Source organism: Streptomyces sp. NPDC031418, from assembly GCF_055581605.1.
Map to the genome: position 1 here is coordinate 175,141 of NZ_JBVIJC010000002.1, position 22,027 is coordinate 197,167.

21 protein-coding genes are annotated in these 22,027 nt (G+C 73.4%); 14 read left to right on the forward strand and 7 right to left on the reverse strand.

What is annotated here, in order from left to right:
* Positions 1-314: 314 nt before the first annotated feature.
* The 5 genes from ACZ5CZ_RS02875 to ACZ5CZ_RS02895 are packed head-to-tail and all read left to right on the forward strand — an operon-like array spanning position 315 to position 4,942.
* Entirely contained in the window at positions 315-1,967 is a 1,653-nt protein-coding gene (locus tag ACZ5CZ_RS02875; RefSeq protein WP_385844525.1) for an ATP-binding protein, read from the forward strand.
* Positions 1,964-2,368, forward strand: a complete 405-nt coding sequence (locus tag ACZ5CZ_RS02880) for a roadblock/LC7 domain-containing protein (RefSeq protein ID WP_385844524.1) — start codon at positions 1,964-1,966, stop codon at positions 2,366-2,368. The genes ACZ5CZ_RS02875 and ACZ5CZ_RS02880 overlap by 4 nt, the downstream gene beginning before the upstream one ends.
* The gene (locus tag ACZ5CZ_RS02885; protein WP_385844523.1) at positions 2,365-2,775 is read left to right on the forward strand and encodes a DUF742 domain-containing protein; all 411 of its coding nucleotides are present in this window, start codon (positions 2,365-2,367) and stop codon (positions 2,773-2,775) included. The genes ACZ5CZ_RS02880 and ACZ5CZ_RS02885 overlap by 4 nt, the downstream gene beginning before the upstream one ends.
* A complete protein-coding gene (locus ACZ5CZ_RS02890) occupies positions 2,756-3,376 on the forward strand; it encodes a GTP-binding protein (RefSeq protein WP_385844522.1) in 621 nt (206 codons plus the stop codon). The genes ACZ5CZ_RS02885 and ACZ5CZ_RS02890 overlap by 20 nt, the downstream gene beginning before the upstream one ends.
* A gap of 57 nt (positions 3,377-3,433) precedes the next feature.
* Positions 3,434-4,942, forward strand: a complete 1,509-nt coding sequence (locus ACZ5CZ_RS02895; protein WP_468938606.1) for a cytochrome P450 — start codon at positions 3,434-3,436, stop codon at positions 4,940-4,942.
* A gap of 6 nt (positions 4,943-4,948) precedes the next feature.
* Here the strand turns inward: ACZ5CZ_RS02895 and ACZ5CZ_RS02900 are convergent, their stop codons facing one another.
* Entirely contained in the window at positions 4,949-5,884 is a 936-nt protein-coding gene (locus ACZ5CZ_RS02900; RefSeq protein WP_468938609.1) for an RluA family pseudouridine synthase, read from the reverse strand.
* A gap of 91 nt (positions 5,885-5,975) precedes the next feature.
* Here ACZ5CZ_RS02900 and ACZ5CZ_RS02905 point away from each other — a divergent pair, with 91 nt between their 5' ends.
* Both ACZ5CZ_RS02905 and ACZ5CZ_RS02910 read left to right on the forward strand, forming a co-directional pair.
* Positions 5,976-6,557: a GNAT family N-acetyltransferase gene (locus ACZ5CZ_RS02905; RefSeq protein ID WP_385844519.1), complete on the forward strand. Its 582-nt coding sequence runs from the start codon at positions 5,976-5,978 to the stop codon at positions 6,555-6,557.
* A 48-nt stretch (positions 6,558-6,605) separates the two neighbouring features.
* Positions 6,606-7,544, forward strand: coding sequence for a 5'-nucleotidase (locus ACZ5CZ_RS02910; RefSeq protein WP_385844518.1), 939 nt, complete (start codon positions 6,606-6,608; stop codon positions 7,542-7,544).
* 13 nt (positions 7,545-7,557) lie between these two features.
* Here ACZ5CZ_RS02910 and ACZ5CZ_RS02915 read toward each other — a convergent pair whose 3' ends face one another.
* Positions 7,558-8,403, reverse strand: coding sequence for a siderophore-interacting protein (locus tag ACZ5CZ_RS02915; protein ID WP_468938613.1), 846 nt, complete (start codon positions 8,401-8,403; stop codon positions 7,558-7,560).
* A gap of 112 nt (positions 8,404-8,515) precedes the next feature.
* Complete coding sequence (locus ACZ5CZ_RS02920; protein ID WP_468938616.1) at positions 8,516-9,436, reverse strand: 5'-3' exonuclease; 921 nt, start codon at positions 9,434-9,436, stop codon at positions 8,516-8,518.
* 379 nt (positions 9,437-9,815) lie between these two features.
* Here ACZ5CZ_RS02920 and ACZ5CZ_RS02925 point away from each other — a divergent pair, with 379 nt between their 5' ends.
* Together ACZ5CZ_RS02925 and ACZ5CZ_RS02930 are read left to right on the forward strand one after the other, a co-directional pair.
* Entirely contained in the window at positions 9,816-10,388 is a 573-nt protein-coding gene (locus ACZ5CZ_RS02925; protein ID WP_385844515.1) for a helix-turn-helix domain-containing protein, read from the forward strand.
* 24 nt (positions 10,389-10,412) lie between these two features.
* Positions 10,413-11,141 carry a helical backbone metal receptor gene (locus ACZ5CZ_RS02930; RefSeq protein WP_468938940.1) on the forward strand — a complete coding sequence of 243 codons (729 nt, stop codon included), beginning with the start codon at positions 10,413-10,415 and terminating at the stop codon, positions 11,139-11,141.
* Here ACZ5CZ_RS02930 and ACZ5CZ_RS02935 read toward each other — a convergent pair.
* A complete protein-coding gene (locus ACZ5CZ_RS02935) occupies positions 11,053-12,210 on the reverse strand; it encodes a TDT family transporter (RefSeq protein WP_468938618.1) in 1,158 nt (385 codons plus the stop codon). The genes ACZ5CZ_RS02930 and ACZ5CZ_RS02935 overlap by 89 nt on opposite strands.
* A 70-nt stretch (positions 12,211-12,280) precedes the next feature.
* On the opposite strand from ACZ5CZ_RS02935, the gene ACZ5CZ_RS02940 reads away from it, so the two are divergent.
* Positions 12,281-13,228 carry a LysR family transcriptional regulator gene (locus ACZ5CZ_RS02940; protein ID WP_385844513.1) on the forward strand — a complete coding sequence of 316 codons (948 nt, stop codon included), beginning with the start codon at positions 12,281-12,283 and terminating at the stop codon, positions 13,226-13,228.
* Between the two features lie 316 nt (positions 13,229-13,544).
* The gene (locus ACZ5CZ_RS02945) at positions 13,545-14,498 is read left to right on the forward strand and encodes an aminoglycoside phosphotransferase family protein (RefSeq protein ID WP_468938620.1); all 954 of its coding nucleotides are present in this window, start codon (positions 13,545-13,547) and stop codon (positions 14,496-14,498) included.
* A gap of 1 nt (position 14,499) precedes the next feature.
* On the opposite strand, the gene ACZ5CZ_RS02950 is transcribed toward ACZ5CZ_RS02945, so the two are convergent.
* On the reverse strand, positions 14,500-15,186 hold the full coding sequence (locus ACZ5CZ_RS02950; protein WP_468938622.1) for a gamma-glutamyl-gamma-aminobutyrate hydrolase family protein: 687 nt from the start codon (positions 15,184-15,186) through the stop codon (positions 14,500-14,502).
* A gap of 52 nt (positions 15,187-15,238) precedes the next feature.
* Positions 15,239-16,000 carry a FadR/GntR family transcriptional regulator gene (locus ACZ5CZ_RS02955; RefSeq protein ID WP_468938625.1) on the reverse strand — a complete coding sequence of 254 codons (762 nt, stop codon included), beginning with the start codon at positions 15,998-16,000 and terminating at the stop codon, positions 15,239-15,241.
* A gap of 95 nt (positions 16,001-16,095) precedes the next feature.
* Here ACZ5CZ_RS02955 and ACZ5CZ_RS02960 point away from each other — a divergent pair, with 95 nt between their 5' ends.
* The 3 genes from ACZ5CZ_RS02960 (at position 16,096) to ACZ5CZ_RS02970 (ending at position 19,745) form a co-directional block, all read left to right on the forward strand.
* On the forward strand, positions 16,096-17,454 hold the full coding sequence (locus ACZ5CZ_RS02960) for a glutamine synthetase family protein (protein WP_385844509.1): 1,359 nt from the start codon (positions 16,096-16,098) through the stop codon (positions 17,452-17,454).
* Between the two features lie 138 nt (positions 17,455-17,592).
* Complete coding sequence (locus tag ACZ5CZ_RS02965; protein WP_468938627.1) at positions 17,593-18,966, forward strand: aldehyde dehydrogenase family protein; 1,374 nt, start codon at positions 17,593-17,595, stop codon at positions 18,964-18,966.
* Positions 18,963-19,745 carry a 3-oxoacyl-ACP reductase gene (locus ACZ5CZ_RS02970; protein ID WP_385844507.1) on the forward strand — a complete coding sequence of 261 codons (783 nt, stop codon included), beginning with the start codon at positions 18,963-18,965 and terminating at the stop codon, positions 19,743-19,745. The genes ACZ5CZ_RS02965 and ACZ5CZ_RS02970 overlap by 4 nt, the downstream gene beginning before the upstream one ends.
* Before the next feature lie 7 nt (positions 19,746-19,752).
* Here the strand turns inward: ACZ5CZ_RS02970 and ACZ5CZ_RS02975 are convergent, their stop codons facing one another.
* Positions 19,753-20,955 (reverse strand): amino acid deaminase/aldolase, encoded by a 1,203-nt coding sequence (locus ACZ5CZ_RS02975; RefSeq protein ID WP_385844506.1) that lies wholly within the window; start codon positions 20,953-20,955, stop codon positions 19,753-19,755.
* Between the last annotated feature and the right edge of the window lie 1,072 nt (positions 20,956-22,027).

Consider the following 22,027-nt stretch of genomic DNA (forward strand, 5'->3'; position numbering starts at 1 on the left):
TAGCGGGTGGTTCGGCGCCCTTTTCACTCTCTTCGGGGAGTCGCTTTCGCACACCCGTACACCGTCACCGAACGTGTGCGAATGACGTCTCAGCGTGTAAATGCAGCTGAGCGTACTCCTGGTGCAGGGGCGATTTCAGGTGCTTGCCGAATATGACACGGCGATGATCCGGTCGGACTAAGCTCGCCCGCGGCGCACCGAGTTGAGGCAATTCGTGCGCTTGTTCCCAAATATCCGTTGGATCCTGACAGTTCCATGAACCTTCCCCTCACACGCACGTCCGACACCCAGCCGATTCGTCTCAGAAGGCACCCATGGTGAGTGTTCAGAAGCCTCCCGGCCGCCGCGAACGTCCCTACGCGCGCGTGCTGTTGCCCCCGGCCATAGTGATGGCCGCCGCGACCGGGGCCGCCGCGGTGCTGGCGCCGGCCGCGGGACGGCTCGCCGTCCTGCTGTGCGGGGCGCTGGCCGTGCTGCTGCTCCTTGCCACCGCGGGCGAGGCCGCCCGCCGCGGGCGCAGGCTGCGCGAGGTACAGGCCGAACACGCCCGGCACACGGCGTACCTGGAGAACCGGATCGCCGCACACGACGAGCTGATCGAGAAGTTCGCCACCGACATCCTGCCCCTCGGCCTGCTCCGGCTGCGCAAGGGAGAGCAGCTGCGGGAGGTGCTGATCAACGTCTACGACTGCGATCCCGAGCTGCGCGCGCTGCCCGAGTCCTACCGCGAGCTGTTCCGTATCGCGCTGAAGGGCGCCGACGACGAGATCTCGATGCGCGACGCCACCGAGCGCTCCTTCGTCAGCATCGCCCGCCGCGTCCAGGCCATCGTCCACCAGCAGGCCAAGGAACTCCGGGAGATGGAGGAGGACCACGGCCGCAACCCCGAGGTCTTCGACGACCTGCTGCGCATCGACCACGGCACCTCGCTGATCGGCCGTCTCGCCGACACCATCGGCGTCCTCGGCGGCGGCCGGCCCGGCCGTCAGTGGCCCCTGCCGGTCTCCCTGTACAGCACCCTGCGCGGCGCGATGTCCCGCATCCTGGAGTACCGCCGCATCAAGCTGAACTCCATCGTCACCATCAACATCAAGGGCACCGCGGTCGAGCCGGTCATCCACGCCGCCGCCGAGCTGATGGACAACGCGACGCGCTACTCGCCGCCCGCGACCGAGGTCCATGTCACCGCCGTCGAGGTGCAGACCGGCATCGCCATCGAGATCGAGGACGCGGGCGTCAGCCTCAGCGAGGAGTCCCGGGCCCGCATCGAGCAGATGATCGAGGACGCCAAGAACGGCGAGGACGCCCACAACCTGGGCGAGAACCCGCGCCTCGGCCTCGCCGTCGTCGGCCGGCTCTGCAAGCAGTTCAACATGGAGGTCTCGCTGCGCGCCTCCGCCTACGGCGGCGTCCGCGCGATCCTCATCGTGCCGCGCGTGATGACGACCACCGAACCCGGCGTGGGGGCCGCGCACGGCATCGGCGCCACCGGCATCCCGATGAAGGAACTCGGCGCGGTCGAGGGCCCCAAGCGCCCGCCGAAGCGCCGCCGCCCCACCAGCCCCAAGATTCCCGCGGGGATCTCCATGGAGGACGACGTCCCCGAGGTCACCGAGTGGACGGCGAACGGACTGCCGCAGCGCCGCAGCCGGGTGAAGACCCCGCTGGCCCAGCGGCTCGCCGAGCAGGCCGCCATCGAGCAGGCCGAGCGCGAGGGCAGGCCGACCATCTGGTCCCAGACCAGGACGGAACCCGAGCCGGAGATCGACCCCGAGCGCAAGAAGCTCATGGAGCGCCCCCCGGGCATGTGGATGGAGGACTTCTGGAACGGCCTGCGCAAGGGCATGCCCGAGGACGCCACCGCCGCCGAACTGACCGACTTCACGCTCAATCCCACCAAGTACCTGCACCTGATCGATGATTCGGCCGACCCCACCGAGGCCGACGACGAGGGGAACCTCAAGTGATCCAGCAGCGAGGCAACTTCGACTGGATGCTCAAGCAGCTGAACGACGGAGTCCCGGGCATCGAGATGATCGTGGTCCTGTCCGCGGACGGACTGCGCATCGCCCGGTACGGCGGCGACCCCGACGCCGCCGACCGGGTGGCCGCCGCCTGCGCGGGCGTGCAGAGCCTGGCCGGCGCCATCATCCAGGAGATCCCCGGCGCGGGCGACATGAAGGTCGTCGTCATCGAGATCGAAGGCGGCTACTTCTACCTCATGAACGCCGGCCCCAACGCCTATCTCGCCGTCCTGGCCGACGTGACCTGCGAACCGGGCCGGATGAGCGCCATGATGCGCGACCTCGTCGTCCGGATCGGCGCCCATCTCACCAGTCCGCCCCGGCGGAACGGGCAGACCGTATGACTCCTCCCCGACGCAAACGGCGCCAGCCGAAGCCGCCGCCCCCGCTGCCCTCCCCGGCCCAGCCGGCGGACGGCCAGGCCCCGCCCAGGAACCCCGAACGGCTCTACACCGTCGCCGAGGCCGACGGTCTGCGGGCCGAACTCGACCTCGTGACCCTGATCGTGGCCCGCTCCCCGGTGACGCCCGCCGCCACCCCCGAGCAGGCGGCCGTGCTCCGGCTGTGCACGGCCCCGCTGTCCGTGGCCGAACTCTCGGCCTACCTCAATCTGCCGTTCAGCGCGATGACCGTCCTGATCACCGAGATGATCACGGCCGAACTGGTGCAGGCACGCGCCCCGATCGTCCGCCAGGCGGTCCCCGACCGTTCACTTCTCGAAGCGGTGATGCATGGACTTCAAAAGCTCTGACACGATCCCCGGCCCACGCACCGAGGACCATCTGCCGCACACGGCCCAGGCCGCGGTGAAGATCGTGATCGTGGGCGGCTTCGGCGTCGGCAAGACCACCATGGTCGGTTCCGTCAGCGAGATCAGACCGCTGACCACCGAGGAGACCATGACCCAGGCCGGGATCGGCGTCGACGACAACTACGGCTCCGACTCCAAGACGGCCACCACCGTGGCCATGGACTTCGGCCGCATCAGCATCACCGACAAACTGGTCCTCTACCTCTTCGGCACCCCCGGCCAGGAACGCTTCTGGTTCCTGTGGAACGGCCTGTTCGAAGGGGCGCTCGGCGCGGTCGTCCTGGTCGACACCCGGCGACTGGAGGTCAGCTTCGACGTCATGGGCCGGCTCGAGGAGCGCGGCGTGCCCTTCGTCGTCGCCGTCAACTCCTTCCCGGACGCTCCCCGTTACCCCCTCGAGGAGCTGCGCACCGCGCTGGACCTGACCCCGGACATCCCGATCGTCGACTGCGATGTGCGGCGCCGCGCCTCCAGCAAGGACGTCCTGCTGACCCTGATGCGCTTCCTGCACTCGCTGGCCCTCTCCCGCGCCCTCATCTGACCCGTCCGGCGGCCGACCGACCGCCACACCCCCTTCCTTCCGTTCCGGAGCGACACCGTGACGTCTGAATCCCCCTCCCTGACCGGCACAGACCCCACCTCCGGCCCTCCGCCGGGCTGCCCGGCACACGGGCTCGGCCCCGGGGGAGTGCCACGGCTCTACGGCCCCGAAGCGACGGACCTCGGCGACCTCTACGAGCGGCTGCGCGAGCAGCACGGCGCCGTGGCCCCCGTCCTGCTCCACGACGACGTGCCCATGTGGGTGGTGCTCGGCCACGCCGAGAACATGCAGATGGTGCGCAGCCCCTCGCAGTACACCCGGGACAGCCGGATCTGGAGCCCGCTGCTCGACGGCACCGTCAAGCCCGACCACCCGCTGATGCCGCACATCGCCTGGCAGCCCATCTGCTCGCACGCCGAGGGCGACGAGCACCAGCGGCTGCGCGGGGCGGTCACCGCGGCCATGGCCACCATCGACCACCGCAGCGTCCGCCGCTACATCGGCCGCGCCACCCAGGCCCTGGTGAACAGCTTCTGCGAGCGCGGCCGGGCCGACCTGGTCTCCCAGTTCTCCGAGCACCTGCCGATGGCCGTGATGTGCCAGATCCTCGGCATGCCCGAGGAGTACAACGACCGGATGGTGCAGGCCGCCCGGGACGCCCTGAAGGGCACGGCCACCGCCATCCAGAGCCATGCCTACGTCATGGACGCGCTCAGCCGGCTCACCACCCGGCGGCGCGCCCGGCCCGAGGACGACTTCACCAGTCACCTCGTCACCCACCGGGCCGGGCTCAGCGACGACGAGGTCCGCGAACATCTGCGCGTCGTCCTCTTCGCGGCCTACGAGGCCACCGCCAACCTCCTCGCCAACGCGCTGCGCATGGTCCTGACCGAGCCCGGCTTCCGCGCCCAGCTCAACGGCGGCCAGATGACCGTGCCGGAGGCGATCGAGCAGTCCCTGTGGGACGAGCCGCCGTTCAGCACGGTCTTCGCCTACTACGCCAAGCAGGACACCGAGCTGGGCGGTCAGCGCATCCGCAAGGGCGACGGGCTGCTCTTCGCCCCCGCGCCGGGCAACCTCGACCCGCGCATCCGCCCGGACCTGTCCGCCAGCATGCAGGGCAACCGCTCCCACCTCGCCTTCGGCGGCGGCCCGCACGAGTGCCCCGGCCAGGACATCGGCCGTGCCATCGCCGACGTCGGCGTCGACGCGCTGCTGACCCGGCTGCCGGACATCCAGCTTGACTGCGCCGAGGAGGAGCTGCACTGGCGGTCCTCGATCGCCTCCCGGCACCTGGTGGCGCTGCCGGTGCGCTTCGAACCCAAGCCGCAGCAGGACGTCGATCTCGCGCCGCGCACCATGGCGGTCCCGGCCCAGCGCGCCACCTGGCAGGTCGGCACCCTGCGCACCGACCCCGCCCCGGCCGCCGAGCCGCAGGCGGAGACCCCCCGCCCCGCCAGGCCGTCCCCGGCCCTGGCCCCGCCGCCGGCCGCCCCCGCGGTGCCGGAACCGGCCCGCCCCCGGGGGCTGTGGCGACGGCTGCTGCACTGGTGGCGCGGCGAGTGACCGGGGTCAGACCCCCGGGGCCGGCCAGGCGTCGAGCGTGCGCGAGCTGACGAACGCATGCTCCACCCCGGTGACCGGATCGGTGAACTCCAGCCGCCGCGCGAGCAGTTGCAGCGGCCTTCGGAAGTCGCCGGCCGGCACCGGGGCGGTCACCTCCGGGTACAGCGGGTCACCGAGGATGGGCACCCCGAGCGCGTTCAGATGCACCCGCAGCTGATGGGTCTGCCCGGTGTGCGGGACGAGCCGGTAGCGGGCGAGGTCGCCGTGGTGCCCGGCCAGCTCCACCCGGGTCACCGCGTTCGGCTCGCCCGGCACCTCCTGGGCGGCCTGCACCCCGCGCTCCTTCACGATCCTGCTGCGCACGGTCCGGGGCAGCTCCAGCGCGGGGTCGTACGGCGCGATCGCCTCGTACTCCTTGCGGACCGCCCGGTCCCGGAACAGCGTCTGGTAGGCGCCGCGCTCCTCCGGCCGTACGGTGAACAGCACCAGGCCGGCCGTCAGCCGGTCCAGGCGGTGCGCCGCCGTCAGGGTGGGGATGCCGAGGTCCCGCCGCAGCCGCGCCAGTGCCGTCTCGGCGACATGGGTGCCGCGCGGGGTGGTGGCCAGGAAGTGCGGCTTGTCGGCCACGACGATGTGCGCGTCCCGGTACACCACCTCCACCGGGAACGGCACCGGCACCTCGGCGGGCAGCTCACGGTGGAACCACACGAACATGCCCGGTCGGTAGGGCGCGTCCGGTGCCACCGGCCGCCCGTCGGCCCCGACGACCAGCCCCTCGTCGAACATGCCCTCGACCACTCCGGGTCCGGCGCCGGTGAGCCGCGCCACCAGATGCTCCCGTACGGTGGCCCACGGCCCGGCGGCGGGCAGTCGGACCCGTACCGGATCGACCCCGGAGCGCTGGGGGAGCGGGGCGGGCGGGGGCGGTGTACGGCGTCTCATCGGATCCAGGGGTAGGGCGGCTCGTCGGGCTCCAGGGTACGAGGCGAAAACCGGGTGAACCGGCGGCCGTGCGGTCGGCAGGATGGGGATCATGCCTTTGCTGACTGTTCCCGTCGTGCCCCCCGGAACCCTCGCCGCCGCCCCGCAGCCCGTCCTGCCCGGCGGGGACGGCCTGTTGCTGCGCCCCTGGCGGGCCGGTGACGCGCCCGCCGTCCACCGCGCCTTCCAGGATCCGCTGATGCACCAGTGGCACATCAAGGCCTGTGACTCCGAGCAGGAGGCGGCCGGCTGGATCGCCGAGTGGCAGCAGTCCTGGGCGGGGGAGGACCAGGCCCAGTGGGCCGTCGTCGCCGAGGACACGGACGAGCTGCTGGGCCGGGTCGCGCTGCGGGAGATCCGGTGTGCCGACGGTGTCGCCGAGGTCGCGTACTGGACGACGGCGGCCGCGCGCGGCCGGGGTGTCGCGGCCCGGGCCACCACCGCGCTGTCCCGCTGGGCGTTCGAGGAGGTCGGTCTGCACCGGCTGGAACTGATGCACGCGCGCGCCAACGAGGCGTCCTGCCGGGTCGCCGCCAAGGCCGGTTTCGCCCTGGAGGGCACCAAGCGCAGCGCGCTGCTGCACCCCGACGGCTGGCACGACATCCACCTGCACGCGCGGCTCCGGGACGACTGAGCCGCCGGGGCGGGTGTGCGGTGCTCCGTCGGTGTGAAGATGGAGGGCATGCCGGCCTACGATCTTGCGAACCGACTCGTCGTCGGTGTCGCCTCCAGCGCCCTGTTCGACCTGCGGGAGTCGGACGCCGTCTTCCGGGAGCAGGGCGAGGAGGCCTACCGGGCCTACCAGGAGGAGCACGTCGACGACACGCTCCGGCCCGGGGTCGCCTTCGCGTTCATCCGCAGGCTGCTGTCGCTGAACGACCTCGGCGAGCCGGGGGACCCGCTGGTCGAGGTGATCATCCTCTCCCGCAACGACCCGGACACGGGCCTGCGGGTGATGCGGTCCATCCAGGCCCACGAACTGCCCATCACCCGGGCCGTGTTCATGCAGGGGCGGTCGCCGTATGTGTTCATGACCGCGCTCAACATGTCCCTGTTCCTGTCCGCGAACGGCAGCGACGTGCGCGAGGCCGTCGCCGCCGGACTGCCGGCCGGGCATGTGCTGGGGGAGTCGTACGCCGACGACCCCGCCGACCCGGAGCTGCGGATCGCCTTCGACTTCGACGGGGTGCTCGCCGGTGACACCGCGGAGCAGGTGTACCAGTCCGCCGGGCTGGAGGAGTTCCGCGCGCACGAGGCCCGTAACGTGGCGACCCCGCACGATCCCGGGCCGCTGCGCGACTTCCTCGCCGGGGTGAACCGGATACAGCGCCGGGAGGAGGAGCGGCGGATGGCCGACCCGGACTACGCGATCCGGGTCCATGTCTCCATCGTGACCGCGCGCAACGCGCCGGCGCACGAGCGCGCGGTGAACAGCCTCAAGCAGTGGGGCGTGACCGCCAACGGGGCCTTCTTCCTGGGCGGCATCGAGAAGGGTGCGGTCATGAAGGTGCTGCGACCGCACATCTTCTTCGACGACCAGGTGACCCACCTGGAGAGCACGTCCCGGACCACGCCCAGCGTGCACATCCCCTTCGGCAAGCTGAACCAGACGGCGCGGTGAGGGCGAAGCGCCGCTACGCGGCCGTCGCGCCGCCCTCCTGTTCGGCCTCGACGCGGGCGTTCCACTCGCGCTTGGAGGCCTGCCAGCCGTCCTCGTTGTGGCCGAGGCGCCAGTAACCGGAGATCGACAGGTCCTCGCGCGGGATCTGCCGCTCGACGCGCAGCAGCCGGCGCAGCTCCTTCACGAAGCCGGCCTCGCCGTGCACGAACACATGCGGCCGGCCGGCCGGGAAGTCCAGCTCCCGTACGGCCGTGAGCAGCGCCTCGCCCACCGGGCGGTCCCCGCGGTGCAGCCAGACGATCTCCACATCGGTGTCGATCTTCTGCTCCTCCTCGGGACCGGAGACCTCGACGAAGGCGTGGGCGCGGGCGTCGTCGGGCAGTGTCTCCAGGGCGCGGGCGATGGCGGGCAGCGCGCTCTCGTCTCCGGCGAGCAGATGCCAGTCGGCCTGAGGGTCGGGGCGGTAGGCGCCGCCGGGGCCCATGAAGCGCACCGTCTCGCCGGGCCGGACCCGGGTGGCCCAGGGTCCGGCCAGGCCCTCGTCGCCGTGGACGACGAAGTCCAGGGTCAGCTCGCGCTGTTTGGGATCCCAGGCGCGCACGGTGTAGGTCCGGGTCACCGGCCACTGCTCGCGCGGGAACTCCGCCCGGATCCGCTCCAGGTCGAAGGGTTCGGGGTAGCTCACGCCGGCCGGCCCGAACAGCAGCTTGACGTAGTGGTCGGTGCAGGTGTCCGCGGCGAAGCCGGTCAGGCCGTCGCCGCCCAGCACCACGCGCTGCATATGAGGGGTGAGGCGCTCGGTGCGCACCACCTGGGCGGTATAGGGCTTGCGCGGCTTCCGTTCGGGACGCTCTGCCATCACGGCCTCCTGCAATTGGTTAGGTTTACCTAAGTTAGCACTCGGCGTGGAGTTGACGCCCCTTCCCGGAGATCTCGGTGACAAGCTTTTTGCCGGAACATTCCGGTCGCGGTCAGCCGGCGAGTGTGGTGAGCAGCCGTTGCAGGGAGCCGCCGAGACCCCAGTGCCGCGCCAGTTCCTCGAGGGCCGCGGGATCGCGCGGGGTGCTCGGCAGGGCGGTGGTGACCTCCGGCAGCGGTACGTCCTCGGCCACCCGCACCACCTTCGGGGCGACCGCCACATACGGCCGGGCCTCGGTGAGCCGTCTGCGCTGCGACGGGGTGAGCTTCGCCCGCGGGTCCTCGACCGCCGCCATGATCCCGGCCAGATCGCCGAACTCGGCGAGCAGCTTGGCGGCCGTCTTCTCCCCGATGCCGGCCACGCCCGGCAGTCCGTCGCTCGGGTCGCCGCGCAGCAGTGCCAGGTCCGCGTACCCCCGCCCGTCGACCCCATACTTCTCGCGCAGCACCGCCTCGTCGGTGAGCTGGAGGGTGCCCACGCCCTTGAGCGGGTACAGCACGCGCACCTCGCGCTTGTCGTCCACCAGTTGGTACAGGTCCCGGTCGCCGGTGACGATGTCGACCGGGCCGGTGGCCCGCGCGGTGAAGGTGCCGATCACGTCGTCCGCCTCGTAGTCCGCGACGCCGACCCGGGCGATGCCGATCGCGTCCAGCACGGCCTCGATGACGGGCACCTGCGGGGCGAGGGTGTCCGGCACCTCCTCCGCGTCCGGGGCGTCCGGGTGCTCCTCGGCGACCCGGTGCGCCTTGTACGTCGGGATGAGGTCCACCCGCCACTGCGGCCGCCAGTCGGCGTCCATGCAGGCCACCAGGTGCTCCGGCCGGTGGTCCTTGACCAGTCGGTCGATGAAGTCCAGCAGCCCGCGCACGGCGTTCACCGGCGTGCCGTCCGGGGCCTTCACGGAGTCCGGGACGCCGAAGTAGGCGCGGAAGTAGAGCGAGGCGGTGTCGAGGAGCATGAGTCGTCCGGTCACGCTCGCATCATGCCGCACGGCACTGACAGTCACGGGCACGGCGGCGGCCCGCGCGGGAGGGGTCTCGGGGTGCTCCGCGGTGTCCACGGTAGGAATCCGGCCAATCACCATGGGTGAGGATCGTTGGCCCAGGCGGCGGCGCACGGCCCGGGTGGTCGGCGCGGGTACCCCCGGAAAGCCCGGTGCCGGGCGGGTTCGCGGCCCGCTGATGCTGGCGTGAACCGTGATGGTGCGGGATCGTGGGCATGTCAGTGATGCGACAGGTGCGTGAAACGGTTTGCCGAACATGCGTAGGGTGCAGAGAAGCCATCAGTGAAACGGCGTGCCCAGGGTGGGCACGCGGACAGCGGCACGCCGAGTGAGGGAGGGAGTCGGAGCGATGGGCGACCACAAAGAGCAGCAGCCCGTGCGCGTGGGCGCGGCCGTGCGGCGCCGCCGCCGTGCGCTGGAGCTGACGCTCGCCGCCGTGGCCGAGCGCACCGGCTTGTCGGTGCCCTTCCTCAGCCAGGTCGAGAACGACCGGGCCCGGCCCAGCCGCACCTCCCTGGAGAAGCTGGCCGACGCCCTGCGCACCACGGCCGTCGAACTCCTCGCCGCCGCCGACCCCGCGGCCAGCGTGGACGTCGTACGCGCCGAGCCGGTCGCCGAGGACGACTTCGCGCCCCGCACCCGCTCCCTGGTCCGCGGCCACCACCAGCTGCACGCCTCCGAGATCACCGGCGACCACGACGCCGGCCGCGAGTTCCAGCACCGCAACGACGAGTTGATGTACGTCGCCGACGGCGCGGTGGAGATCGAGGCGGAGGGCCGCGCCTACCGCCTGGGCCGCGGCGACACCCTCTATCTGACCGGCGGGGTCCGCCACCGCTGGCGGGCCACGGTGCCGGACACCCGGATCGTCGTGGTGGCGGTCGCCGAGCACATCGAGGCCGTCCAGGACCGGTCGCGGTAGGTGGCGCACGTGACGTCCGGCGGGATGCGGTGGCCCAGGATCGTCTCCCTCGTCCCCTCTCTCACGGAGGCGGTGGCCGCGACCCTGCCGGGCGCGCTGGCCGGCGCCACGGACTGGTGCGTCCGTCCGGGCGATCTGGACGTGGTCCGCATCGGCGGCACCAAGAACCCGGACCTCGACCGCATCCGCGCGCTGGCCCCCGACCTGGTGGTCGCCAACGAGGAGGAGAACCGTGCACCCGACCTCGAGGCCCTGCGCGCGGCGGGCCTGGAAGTGCTGGTCACTCGGGTGCGCACAGTGCCGCAGGCGTTCGCCGAGCTGGAGCGGATGCTGACCGCGTGCGGCGCACCGGGCCGGCCGCGCTGGCTGGACGAGGCGGAGGCCGTCTGGGCGGACCTGCCGGAGCCGGCCGAGCGCAGGACGGCGGTCGTCCCCGTCTGGCGTCGCCCCTGGATGGTGCTCGGCCGGGACACCTTCGCCGGTGACGTCCTGGCCCGGCTGGGCGTGGACCACCACTACGCGGCCCATCCCGAGCGCTACCCGCGCGTCCCCCTGGCCGAGCTGTGCGCGGCGGCCCCCGATCTGGTCGTCCTGCCCGACGAGCCCTACCGCTTCACCCCCGAGGACGGCCCCGAGGCCTTCCCGGGCCTGCCCTGCGCCCTGGTCAGCGGACGGCACCTGACCTGGTACGGGCCGTCACTGGCCGAGGCGCCGCGGGTGCTGGCCGGTCCACTGCGAGCAGCGCGCCGCTGAGCAGGCCGCGCACGGTCCCGCAGGCGGCCGCGAGCCAGGCCGCGACGAGCATGCCGTACAGCACCACGGTGAGGACGCCGTACGCGGCGAGCCCGGTGTGCCGGGCCAGCGCCGCCGCGCCGGTGACGCAGGTGCCGAGTGGGAAGGTGAACGCCCACCAGGTCATCGCGAACCCCATGCCCCGCCGCCGGGCCCGCACGACATGCGCGGTCGAGAGCGCCAGCCACAGCAGCGCGAACCCCATCACCGGCACCCCGTACAGCACGGCGAACACCGAGAGGCCACGCGCGTACGGCGCCGGTACGACCCCGGCGGCGGTGTCCGCGATCAGGCCGGCCGCGGTGGTGGACTGCCCGAGCGGGCCCAGCACCAGGAACAGGGTCGGGGTGAGCGCGAGCGGCAGCGGGCCGGAGGCCAGGACCCGGGTGAAGATCATCGGCAGTGTCAGCAGGACGGCGAACAGGCTCAGCCCGACCATGGCGAGGCAGGCCAGCAGCAGCGTCTGGCGGGACTGGCCGGGCGGCAGATGCGGCACGAGCAGCGGGCCGAGCGACCCGGCCACCAGCGGCGCGACCAGCGGCAGCAACCACACCGGACTGGCCTGTCCGGGCTCGACGCGGTGGCGTACGGCCATCAGGTACGGCACGGCGACGGCCGCCGCCAGCCCGATGGCCGTACCGGCGGTGTACAGCACGGCGTCCAGCGCGACCGCGTCCGTCGTGCCGATCCAGCCCCGGCCGACCGTCATGGCTCCGCCGCCCACCGCCAGCATGGCCATGGACAGACAGCCGTAGAAGGGCGCCATGGCCGGGTCGAGGAGATGGGCGCGGGCCTGGTCGCGGTGGTGCCGCCAGTGCAGTGCGCGGGCGCCGAGCAGGGTCACCAGCAGGAGCAGGCTCAGCGCCCAGACGGCCGCGAGGACCCCGCGCAGCCCCGGCACCTGCCCCGGCAGCGCGGTACCGGCCGAGCCGACGACGGCGGTGCCCATGACACAGGCGTACCAGTTGGGGCCGAGCCGGCGGATCCGGGGCAGGCGGGGGACGGTGGTGGGCGGGGCTGCGGTGACCATGTCACGAGCCTCTCCTGCCGGGTGGCGGCTGACCAGGGAGTTCCCCTCTATGAGGGCATAAGCTGGTTTTATGAGTGAGGTACGGGGACGGGGACCGGGCGCGGAACAGGGCGGCCGGGAGAGTACGGGGTCGCTCGCGCACCGGGTGCCGGACCTCGCCGCACTGGAACTGCTGCTGGCCGTGGCGCGGCTGGGCAGTCTCGGCGCGGCGGCACGGGAGCTGGGCATCACCCAGCCCGCCGCCAGCAGCCGGATCCGCTCCATGGAGCGGCAGCTGGGCGTGGCCCTGGTCGACCGTTCGCCGCGCGGTTCCCGGCTCACGGACGCGGGGGCGCTGGTGACGGACTGGGCGGGCCGGGTGGTGGAGGCGGCGGCCGCCTTCGACGCGGGGGCCCGGGCGCTGCGCGACCGGCGGGACTCGCGGCTGCGGGTCGCCGCCAGCATGACCATCGCCGAGTATCTGCTGCCCGGCTGGCTGCTCGCGCTGCACGCCGAGCGCCCCGACACCGCCGTGTCGCTGCTCGCGGGCAACTCCGCGAAGGTCGCGGAGCTGCTGCTGGCCGGGGAGGCGGACCTCGGCTTCGTGGAGGGGCTGACCGTGCCGAGCGGGCTGGACTCCACGGTGATCGCCCACGACCGGCTGATCGTCGTCACCGCCCCGGGGCACCCCTGGGCCCGGCGCCGGCGGCCGCTGACGGCGCGCGAGCTGGCCGAGACCCCGCTCATCCTGCGCGAGCGGGGCTCGGGCACCCGGCAGGTCCTGGACGCGGCGCTCGGGGGGCCGGCCCGGCCGCTGATCGAGCTGTCCTCGACCACGGCGGTGAAGGCGTCGGCGGTCAGCGGGGCGGGGCCGTCGGTGCTCAGCGAGCTGGTGGTGAAGGAGGAGCTGGCGATGCGCCGGCTGGTCAGCATCCCGGTGGAGGGGGTCGCGCTGCGACGTGACCTGCGGGCGGTCTGGCCGACGGGCCACCGCCCCGCCGGCCCGGCACGGGAGCTGTTGTCGCTGACGCGGGGATGAGGGGCGCTGGGGTGGGTGCGGGCCGGGTGGGTTTCACTCACCCGCGCTGGCGGGGTGCCTCCCCCAAGCTCTCGGCTTCGCTCGAGCAGGGGGACCCCCATCGCCCACCCGTGCCCCCCAGCGGCACGACTGCCCGCAGCTAGTGCGGCTGCGGCTGCGGCACGAGCGTGGTGCGGGCGGCTGCAACTCCCCAGGGGCGCGGGGAACTGCGCGACCGGCCCACCAGCACCCGCACCCGGAAGATCACCGCGACTCTCCCGGCGCGCCCCCGAAAATCCCTGGTCAGCCGATCAGCCGGCCCGGCACCATAAGCCGCATGACCACCACCGCCCCGCCCGCCGCAGGCGTCCGCGCCCCCTGGGAAGACCTCCCCAAAGCCGTGCAGGACGCCGTGGGCACCCTGCTCGGGGCGCCCGTCGTCCACGCCGAGACCCAGCGTGGCGGCTTCTCGCCCGGCGTCGCCGCCCGGCTCCGCACCGCCGCCGGAGGCACCGGCTTCGTCAAGGCGGTGAGCGCCGAGGTCAACCCGCACAGCCCCGCCCTGCACCGCCTGGAGGCCCGGAACGCCGCCGCGCTCCCGGCCACCGTGCCCGCGCCCCGGCTGCTCGGCACCTACGACGACGGCACCTGGGTGGCGCTGGTCTTCGAGGAGGTCGCCGGACGCCAGCCGCACGTGCCCTGGCGGCCGGAGGAACTGGACCGCGTGCTGGACGCCGTGGCCGTGCTCGGCCGCAGCGGCACGCCGTGCCCGATCGACGTCCCGCCCGTCGCGGATGAGCTGGCCGACACCTTCAACGGCTGGCGCCGGCTGCTGGACGGCGAGGCCGGTGACGTCCGCGGCCCGCTCGGCGACTGGGTCGCCGACCACCTGGCCGACCTCGCCGCGCTGGAGACCGGGTGGGCCGAGGGCGCCTCCGGGGACACCCTCGCCCACGCCGACCTGCGCGCGGACAACGTGCTGCTCACGGCCGACGGCGGTGTCGTCTTCGTGGACTGGCCGCACGCCCTGCGCGCCGCACCCTGGTTCGATCTGCTCGTCCTGCTGCCGTGCGTGCGGGCGCAGGGCGGACCGGACCCGGACGAGGTGTTCACCGCGCATCCGCTGGGCCGGGACGCGGACCGCGACGCCGTGACCGCCGCCCTGGCCGGGCTCACCGGCTACTTCCTGAGCAGCGCGCTGAAGCCGGCCCCGCCCGGCCTGCCCACTCTGCGCCCCTTCCAGCGCGCCCAGGGCGAGGCGGCCCTGGCCTGGCTGCGCGGGCGGCTCTGACTCAGGACGCGGCGGCGATCAGCGCCCGCATCACCCGCAGGTCCTCGCCCATCTCCGGATGCCACTGCACCCCGAGCGCCCAGCCCCGCCCGGCGGGCAGCTCGATCGCCTCGACCGTGCCGTCCGCAGCATGGGCCGAGGGGACCAGGCCCTCGCCGAGCCGGGCCACGGCCTGGTGGTGATAGGTCGGCACGGCCGTCTCCTCGGGGACGGCGGCGGCGTACCGGGTGCCCGGCACCGGCTTCACCGGGTGGCTGCCGAACGCGCCGACCACCTCGGCGTGTCCGTCCAGGTGTTGCACGAGCGTGCCGCCGAGCGCGACGTTCAGCAGCTGCATGCCCCGGCAGATCCCCAGCACCGGGGTGCCCGCGGCCAGCGCGGCCTCGATCAGGGCCAGCTCCCAGGCGTCGCGGGCGGGGGCGGGCGGGCCGGTGCGGGGGTCGCGCTCGGCGCCGTACCGGGACGGGTCCACGTCCGGCCCGCCCGCGATCACCAGCCCGTCGAGCCGGGCCACGGCCGCCGGGGCCCGCTCCGGCTCGTCCGGCGGCAGCAGCGCGGCCAGCCCCCCGGCCCGCTGCACCAGCCGGTGGTAGCCGGCCGGCAGCAGCGCCGCCTCCAGCTCCCACACGCCCCAGCGGGCCCCCGCCTCCAGATAGGTGCTCACACCGATCAACGGCCGTCCGGTCACGCCGCCCTCCCAGTCATCCAAAGGTGCACACCCATACCTTTGCAGAGCGGGCTTACGCGAGGAAGCCCCGCAGCAGGGCCGCCGTACCCGCGCAGTGCTCGCGCATCATCTCCCGCGCGCCGTCCGCGTCCCCGTCCAGCACCGCCTCCACCAGCGCGGTGTGCTGCCGCTGCGAGTGCTCCAGGTTGCGCACCAGCAGCGGGATGCAGTCCAGCAGGTCGTTCACCGAGGCCCGGACCGCCGCGTACTGCGCCGTCAGGGACGGCGAGCCGCACAGTTCGGCGAGGGTGAGGTGCAGCAGGGTGTCCGCCCGCCGGTAGTCCCCGAGCGGCGCCTCGTGCGTCCGGTCCAGCGCCTCGCGGAGCCGGTCCGCCTGCTCCGCGGTCAGCCCGTGCGCCGCGCACAGCCCGGCCGCGCCGACCTCCAGCACCTCGCGGAAGCGCAGCACGTCCTCGATGTCGACCACGGCGATCCGGCGGCGCAGCTCGTCCTCGCCGCCCGCGTCCGGGCGCGGCAGCACGAACGTGCCGCCGTACCGCCCGCGCCGCGCCTCGACCAGGCCCTGGTCGTGCAGGACCTTCAGCACCTCGCGCAGCGTCACCCGGCTGATCCCGAGCCGCTCCGCCAGCTCCCGCTCGGCCGGCAGCCGCTCGCCGCCCGGCACCAGCCCGAGCCGCACCACCTGGAGTATCTGCTCCAGCGCCTCCTCGAAGCCGTTGCCCGCCCGCACCGGCCGCAGCACCGGAGCGAGCCGGTCGCCGCCGCCCGGTGCGCGCCCGTCCCGCGCATCCTGTGCGTCCGTCTCCCACGACATCCGCCGCACCCCCTTCCCAAGCAATGGTTCTGAGCAATACCTTATGGCTCCCGGCCCGGCCGAAGAAGCGCGAAGGCGCCCAAGGAGGCTCTCCCGTGGCAGACCGCACACCCCCGCTCAGCGTCGAGGAACTGCACGCCCTTGTCGCGGGCGGTGAGATCGACACTGTCGTCCTGGCCTTCCCCGATATGCAAGGGCGCCTCCAGGGCAAGCGGTTCGCCGCCCGCTTCTTCCTCGACGAGGTCCTGCACCACGGCACCGAGGGCTGCAACTACCTGCTCGCCGTCGACACCGAGATGAACACCGTCGACGGGTACGCGATGTCCTCCTGGGACCGCGGCTACGGCGACTTCGCCATGCACCCCGACCTGACCACCCTGCGCCGCATCCCCTGGCACCCCGGCACCGCCCTGCTCCTCGCCGACCTCGCCTGGAACGACGGCTCCCCGGTCGGCGCCGCGCCCCGCCAGATCCTGCGCCGCCAGCTCGACCGCCTCGCCGAGCTGGGCTACACCGCCCAGGTCGGCACCGAGCTGGAGTTCATCGTCTTCAAGGACAGCTACGAACAGGCCTGGGACGCCGGGTATCGCGGCCTCACCCCGGCCAACCAGTACAACATCGACTACTCCATCCTCGGCACCGGCCGCATCGAACCGCTGCTGCGCCGGCTGCGCAACGACATGGCCGGCGCCGGCCTCACCGTCGAGTCCGCCAAGGGCGAGTGCAACCCCGGCCAGCACGAGATCGCCTTCCGCTACGACGAGGCCCTCGTCACCTGCGACCAGCACGCCCTGTACAAGACCGGCGCGAAGGAGATCGCCGCCCAGGAGGGCGTGTCGATCACCTTCATGGCCAAGTACAACGAGCGTGAGGGCAACTCCTGCCACATCCATCTCTCGCTCACCGACGCCGACGGTGCCAACGTGATGGCCGGGCCCGACGGGATGAGCGACGTCATGCGGCACTTCCTCGCCGGACAGCTCGCCGCGCTGCGGGACTTCTCGCTCCTCTACGCCCCCAACATCAACTCCTACAAGCGGTTCCAGCCCGGCTCCTTCGCGCCCACCGCCGTCGCCTGGGGCCACGACAACCGCACCTGCGCGCTGCGCGTGGTCGGCCACGGGCGCTCCCTGCGCTTCGAGAACCGCCTCCCCGGCGGGGACGTCAACCCCTACCTCGCCGTCGCCGGACTGGTCGCCGCTGGCCTGTACGGCATCGAGCAGCGGCTCGAACTCCCCGAGCCCTGCCCCGGCAACGCCTACGCCGCCGACTTCGCCCACGTCCCGACGACCCTGCGCGAGGCCGCCGAACTCTGGGAGACCAGCCCGATCGCCAAGGCCGCCTTCGGCGACGAGGTCGTGGCCCACTACCGCAACATGGCCCGCGTCGAGCTGGAGGCCTTCGACGCCGCGGTCACCGACTGGGAGCTGCGCCGCTCCTTCGAACGCCTGTGAGCGCCGCTCCCGCCGACGCCCGTGAAACGCCGACGCTCGTGAAGAGCGCCCACCCGTGAAACGCCGACGCCCGTGAAAAGCGCCCACCCGTGAAACGCCCACGCCCGTGAAAAGCGCACGCCCGTGAAAGGTCCCCCCGTGTCCGACCCGCACGAGCTGACAGTCCTCAACCCCGCCACCGAAGAGGTCGTCGCCACCGTCCCCGCCGCCACCGCCGAGGACGTCCACACCGCCGTCGTACGGGCCGCCCGCGCCCAGACCCGGTGGGCCGCGCTGCCGGCCGCCGACCGGGCCCGGCTGCTGCGCCGCTTCGCGGACGCCGTCGACACCCACCTCGAAGAACTCGCCCAGCTGGAGGTCCGCGAGGCCGGCCACACCGTCGGCAACGCCCGCTGGGAGGCCGGCAACGCCCGCGACCTGCTCCTCTACGCGGCCGGTGGCGCCGAACGCCTCCTCGGCAGGCAGATCCCGGCCCCCGGCGGCTGGAACGTCACCTTCCAGGAACCCCTCGGCGTCATCGGGGTCATCGCTCCCTGGAACTTCCCCATGCCCATCGCCGCCTGGGGCTCCTTCCCGGCGCTCGCCGCCGGCAACGCGGTCGTCCTGAAACCCGCCGAGACCACCCCGCTCACCGCGCTCCGCCTCGCCGAACTCGCCCTGGCCGCAGGCCTGCCCGAGCACCTCTTCCAGGTGCTGCCGGGGTACGGCCACACCGCCGGACGCGCCCTGGTGGACCATCCCGACATCGCCAAGGTCGTGTTCACCGGCTCCACCCGCACCGGCCGCGAGGTCATGGAGCGCTGCGCGGCACTCGTCAAGCCGGTCACCCTCGAACTCGGCGGCAAGAGCCCCAACATCGTCTTCGCCGACGCCGACCTCAAGGCCGCCCTCGACCCCTTCTCCTTCCTGGACAACTCCGGCCAGGACTGCTGCGCCCGCACCCGCGTCCTGGTCCAGGAGGCCGTACTGGAGGAGGCCCGCGACTTCCTCGCCGACGCGCTGGCCGCCGTGGTGGTCGGCGACCCGGCCGACGAACACACCCAGATGGGCCCGCTGATCTCCCGTCAGCAGCTCGACCGGGTACGGTCCTACGTCCCCGACGACGCCCCCGCCCTGCGCGGCAGCGCCCCCGACGGACCCGGCTTCTGGTTCCCGCCGACCGTGCTCACCGGAGAGCGGCACGACAGCCCGGCGGCGCACGAGGAGATCTTCGGCCCCGTCGCCGTCCTGCTCCCCTTCACCGACGAGGAGGACGCGATCCGCCTCGCCAACGACACCCCCTACGGGCTGTCCGGCTCGATCTGGACCCGGGACGTCGGCCGCGCGCTGCGCGTGTCCCAGTCCGTCCGCGCGGGCAATCTGTCCGTGAACTCCCACTCCAGCGTCCGCTACTGGACCCCGTTCGGCGGCTACAAGCAGTCCGGTCTCGGCCGTGAGCTGGGCCCCGACGCCCTGACCGCCTTCACCGAAACCAAGAACGTCTTCATCAGCACGGAGGGCCCCGCACAGTGACCGCAGAAACTGTTTGCCGCCGCCTGGTCGGCCGTACCGCCGTCGTCACCGGAGCCGGCAGCGGCATCGGCCTCGCCACCGCCCGCCGCCTCGCCTCCGAGGGCGCCCATGTCGTCTGCGCGGACGTCGACGAGGCCCGCGGCAAGGCCGTGGCCGACGAGGTCGGCGGGCTCTTCGTGAAGACCGACGTCACCGACCCCGAGCAGGTCGAGGCGCTGTTCCGGACGGCGTACGACACCTACGGCAGCGTCGACGTCGCCTTCAACAACGCCGGGATCTCCCCGCCCGACGACGACTCCATCCTGGAGACCGGCCTGGAGGCCTGGAAGCGCGTCCAGGAGGTCAACCTCACCTCCGTCTACCTGTGCTGCAAGGCCGCCATCCCCTACATGCGCCGCCAGGGCAAGGGCTCCATCATCAACACCGCGTCCTTCGTGGCACGGATGGGCGCGGCCACCTCGCAGATCTCGTACACCGCGTCCAAGGGCGGCGTCCTCGCCATGTCCCGGGAACTCGGCGTGCAGTTCGCCCGGGAGGGCATCCGGGTCAACGCGCTGTGCCCGGGCCCGGTCAACACCCCGCTGCTCCAGGAGCTGTTCGCGAAGGACCCGGAGCGGGCCGCCCGCCGTCTCGTGCACATCCCGGTCGGCCGGTTCGCCGAGGCGGAGGAGATCGCCGCCGCCGTCGCCTTCCTGGCCAGCGACGACTCCTCCTTCGTCAACGCCACCGACTTCCTGGTGGACGGCGGTATCGCGGGCGCGTACGTCACGCCGCTGTAGGGGCCGGTCAGAGGAAGGTGCGCCCCTCGCCCCGGTAGGTGGGCACGGTCGCCGTGACCGTGTCCCCCGCCACCAGGTGCAGCGCCTCGAACCGCTCGCACAGCTCGCCCGCCTTGGCGTGCCGGAACCACACCTTGTCGCCGATCAGCAGATCGTCGGCGGGCGAGCCGAGCAGCGGGGTCTGCACCTCGCCCGGGCCCTCCTGCGGGTCGTACGCCAGTCCCTCCGGCAGATACGGCACCGGCAGCCGGTCCCGGCCGGCGGCGCCGGAGGCCGGATAGCCGCCGCCGAGCACGGTGACCACCCCGACGCCCGGCCGGCGCACCACCGGCTGCGCGAACAGGGCGGCCGGACGGCCGCTGAACGACGTGTAGTTGTCGAACAGCCGCGGCACATACAGCCCCGAGCCCGCCGCGATCTCCGTCACGGCGTCCTCGGCGGCCGTGTGCTGCACACTGCCCGTGCCACCGCCGTTCACGAACTCCAGGTCCGGTACGACGGCGCGCACCGCGCGCACCACCGCGGCCCGCCGCTCGGCCAGCTCCCGCCGGGCCGCGGCCTGCATCAGCCGGACGGCCCGGGACCTGAGGGGCCGCCCCGCCACCGCGTCCCCGACCCCGGCGATATGCCCCTCGTACGCCATGATCCCCACCAGCCGGAACCCCGGCCGGCGGGCCACCGACCGGGCCAGCTCGGCGAGTTGGCCGGGGGAGTGCAGCGGAGAGCGCCGCGCGCCGACCCGTATCCGGCCGCCGAGCAGCTTCAGCGAGGTGTCCAACTCCAGGCAGACCCGCACCACTTCACGGCCGCCGTCCCGTGCGGCCTCGATGAGGTCCAGCTGGGCCACGTCGTCCACCATCACGGTGACGGCACGGGCGAGCTTGGGATCGGCGGCCAGTTCGGCGAATCCGGTGCGGTCGGCGGACGGGTAGGCCAGCAGGATGTCGTCGAACCCGGACCGGGCCAGCCACAGCGACTCGGCGAGCGTGAACGACATGATCCCCTGGAAGCCGTCCCTTTCCAGGACGCGCTCCAGCAGGGCCCGGCAGCGTACGGACTTGCTGGCGACCCGGATCGGCTTCCCGGCGGCACGGCGCACGAGATCGGCCGCGTTGGCGTCGAAGGCGTCCAGGTCCACGATCGCGAGAGGGGCGTCGAGATGGGCGGTGGCCCGGTCGTAACGGGCCCGGTCGGCGGCGCGCGCAGTCATGACGGAAGCCTGCCAGAGAGGATTACCGCAGGGTAGGGGGACGTTCCGGGCAGATGCCCCGGTGCCGTGGACCGGGTTCCTTCCCGGGCCCCGGCAACCCGTAGAGTGACGCGCACGTACGACGGAACGCCCCGGAGCACCATCTGAACCGGGATGCCGGTCCGGCCGTACGGGTATGCGTGCCCGGGAGGAGTCTGCGCGCCGGGCGCGGCCGAGGAGCAGTGACGGCCCGCGTACGAGAGACGGCCCGGGCACGAGGAAGCGGGGGGTGCATGAGCACGGAAGCGCGCCACGCCCCCGTACCGCCGCGCCCCTCGACCCCGCCGCCCGTCCCCGCCGCCCCACCCCGCCCCACCACCCCACCCCGGGTGGACGACGACCCCGACGAGCCCTCGGTCTTCACCCCCCGCACCCTGCGCACCCCCTCCGAACGCCGCACCGACCGGCCGGCGCCGGGCCGCCGGGTGCCGCCCTTCGGCGCGGACCGCTCCGCGGACACCGCCGGTCACCCGAGCAGTCCGCGGCCCGCGGTTCCCGCGACGGCCGAGCCGGCGAGCCCGCCTCCCCCGCCCGCCTCGGCCCGCTTCCCGGACACCCCGCCCCGCACCGGCCGCCCGGCACGCCGGGACACCACCGGTCAGGCGGGCGGCCGGCCGGCTTCCGCGGCTGCGCCTGGGGGTGTGGGTGGTGGCCGGTCGGCGTCCGGCGCTTCGACCGGCGGCCGGTCGGCTTCCGCGGCTGCGTCCGGCGGTCCGGGCGGTGGACCGTCGGCGTCTGGCGCTGCGCCTGCGGCTCCGGCCGGCGGAGGGCAGGCCCCCGCAGGCGCCTCGGGCGCCGGTGGTCGATCGGTGCCCGCCGCTGCCCCCGGCACTCCGGCCACCGGCCACCGCGCTTCTGCGGCCGCCCCCGGCGCTTCGACCGGCGGCCGGTCGGCTTCCGCGGCTGCGTCCGGCGGTCCGGGCGAGGGACAGCCGGCGTCCGGGGCTGCCCCCGGCACTTCGGCAAGCCGCCACCCGGCCTCTGCTGCGGTGGTCCCCGGTGCCTCGGCGAGCCGACACCCGGCCTCTGCTTC

Bases quoted from the DNA above. Each gene is read 5' to 3' on its own strand.
- ACZ5CZ_RS02940 (WP_385844513.1), top strand. From the start codon at position 12,281: ATGAGTGAGGTACGGGGACGGGGACCGGGCGCGGAACAGGGCGGCCGG.
- ACZ5CZ_RS02935 (WP_468938618.1), bottom strand. From the start codon at position 12,210: ATGGTCACCGCAGCCCCGCCCACCACCGTCCCCCGCCTGCCCCGGATC.
- ACZ5CZ_RS02915 (WP_468938613.1), bottom strand. From the start codon at position 8,403: ATGGCAGAGCGTCCCGAACGGAAGCCGCGCAAGCCCTATACCGCCCAG.
- ACZ5CZ_RS02955 (WP_468938625.1), bottom strand. From the start codon at position 16,000: ATGTCGTGGGAGACGGACGCACAGGATGCGCGGGACGGGCGCGCACCG.
- ACZ5CZ_RS02925 (WP_385844515.1), top strand. From the start codon at position 9,816: ATGGGCGACCACAAAGAGCAGCAGCCCGTGCGCGTGGGCGCGGCCGTG.
- ACZ5CZ_RS02885 (WP_385844523.1), top strand. From the start codon at position 2,365: ATGACTCCTCCCCGACGCAAACGGCGCCAGCCGAAGCCGCCGCCCCCG.
- ACZ5CZ_RS02910 (WP_385844518.1), top strand. From the start codon at position 6,606: ATGCCGGCCTACGATCTTGCGAACCGACTCGTCGTCGGTGTCGCCTCC.
- ACZ5CZ_RS02945 (WP_468938620.1), top strand. From the start codon at position 13,545: ATGACCACCACCGCCCCGCCCGCCGCAGGCGTCCGCGCCCCCTGGGAA.
- ACZ5CZ_RS02905 (WP_385844519.1), top strand. From the start codon at position 5,976: ATGCCTTTGCTGACTGTTCCCGTCGTGCCCCCCGGAACCCTCGCCGCC.
- ACZ5CZ_RS02875 (WP_385844525.1), top strand. From the start codon at position 315: ATGGTGAGTGTTCAGAAGCCTCCCGGCCGCCGCGAACGTCCCTACGCG.
- ACZ5CZ_RS02975 (WP_385844506.1), bottom strand. From the start codon at position 20,955: ATGACTGCGCGCGCCGCCGACCGGGCCCGTTACGACCGGGCCACCGCC.
- ACZ5CZ_RS02890 (WP_385844522.1), top strand. From the start codon at position 2,756: ATGGACTTCAAAAGCTCTGACACGATCCCCGGCCCACGCACCGAGGAC.
- ACZ5CZ_RS02900 (WP_468938609.1), bottom strand. From the start codon at position 5,884: ATGAGACGCCGTACACCGCCCCCGCCCGCCCCGCTCCCCCAGCGCTCC.
- ACZ5CZ_RS02930 (WP_468938940.1), top strand. From the start codon at position 10,413: ATGCGGTGGCCCAGGATCGTCTCCCTCGTCCCCTCTCTCACGGAGGCG.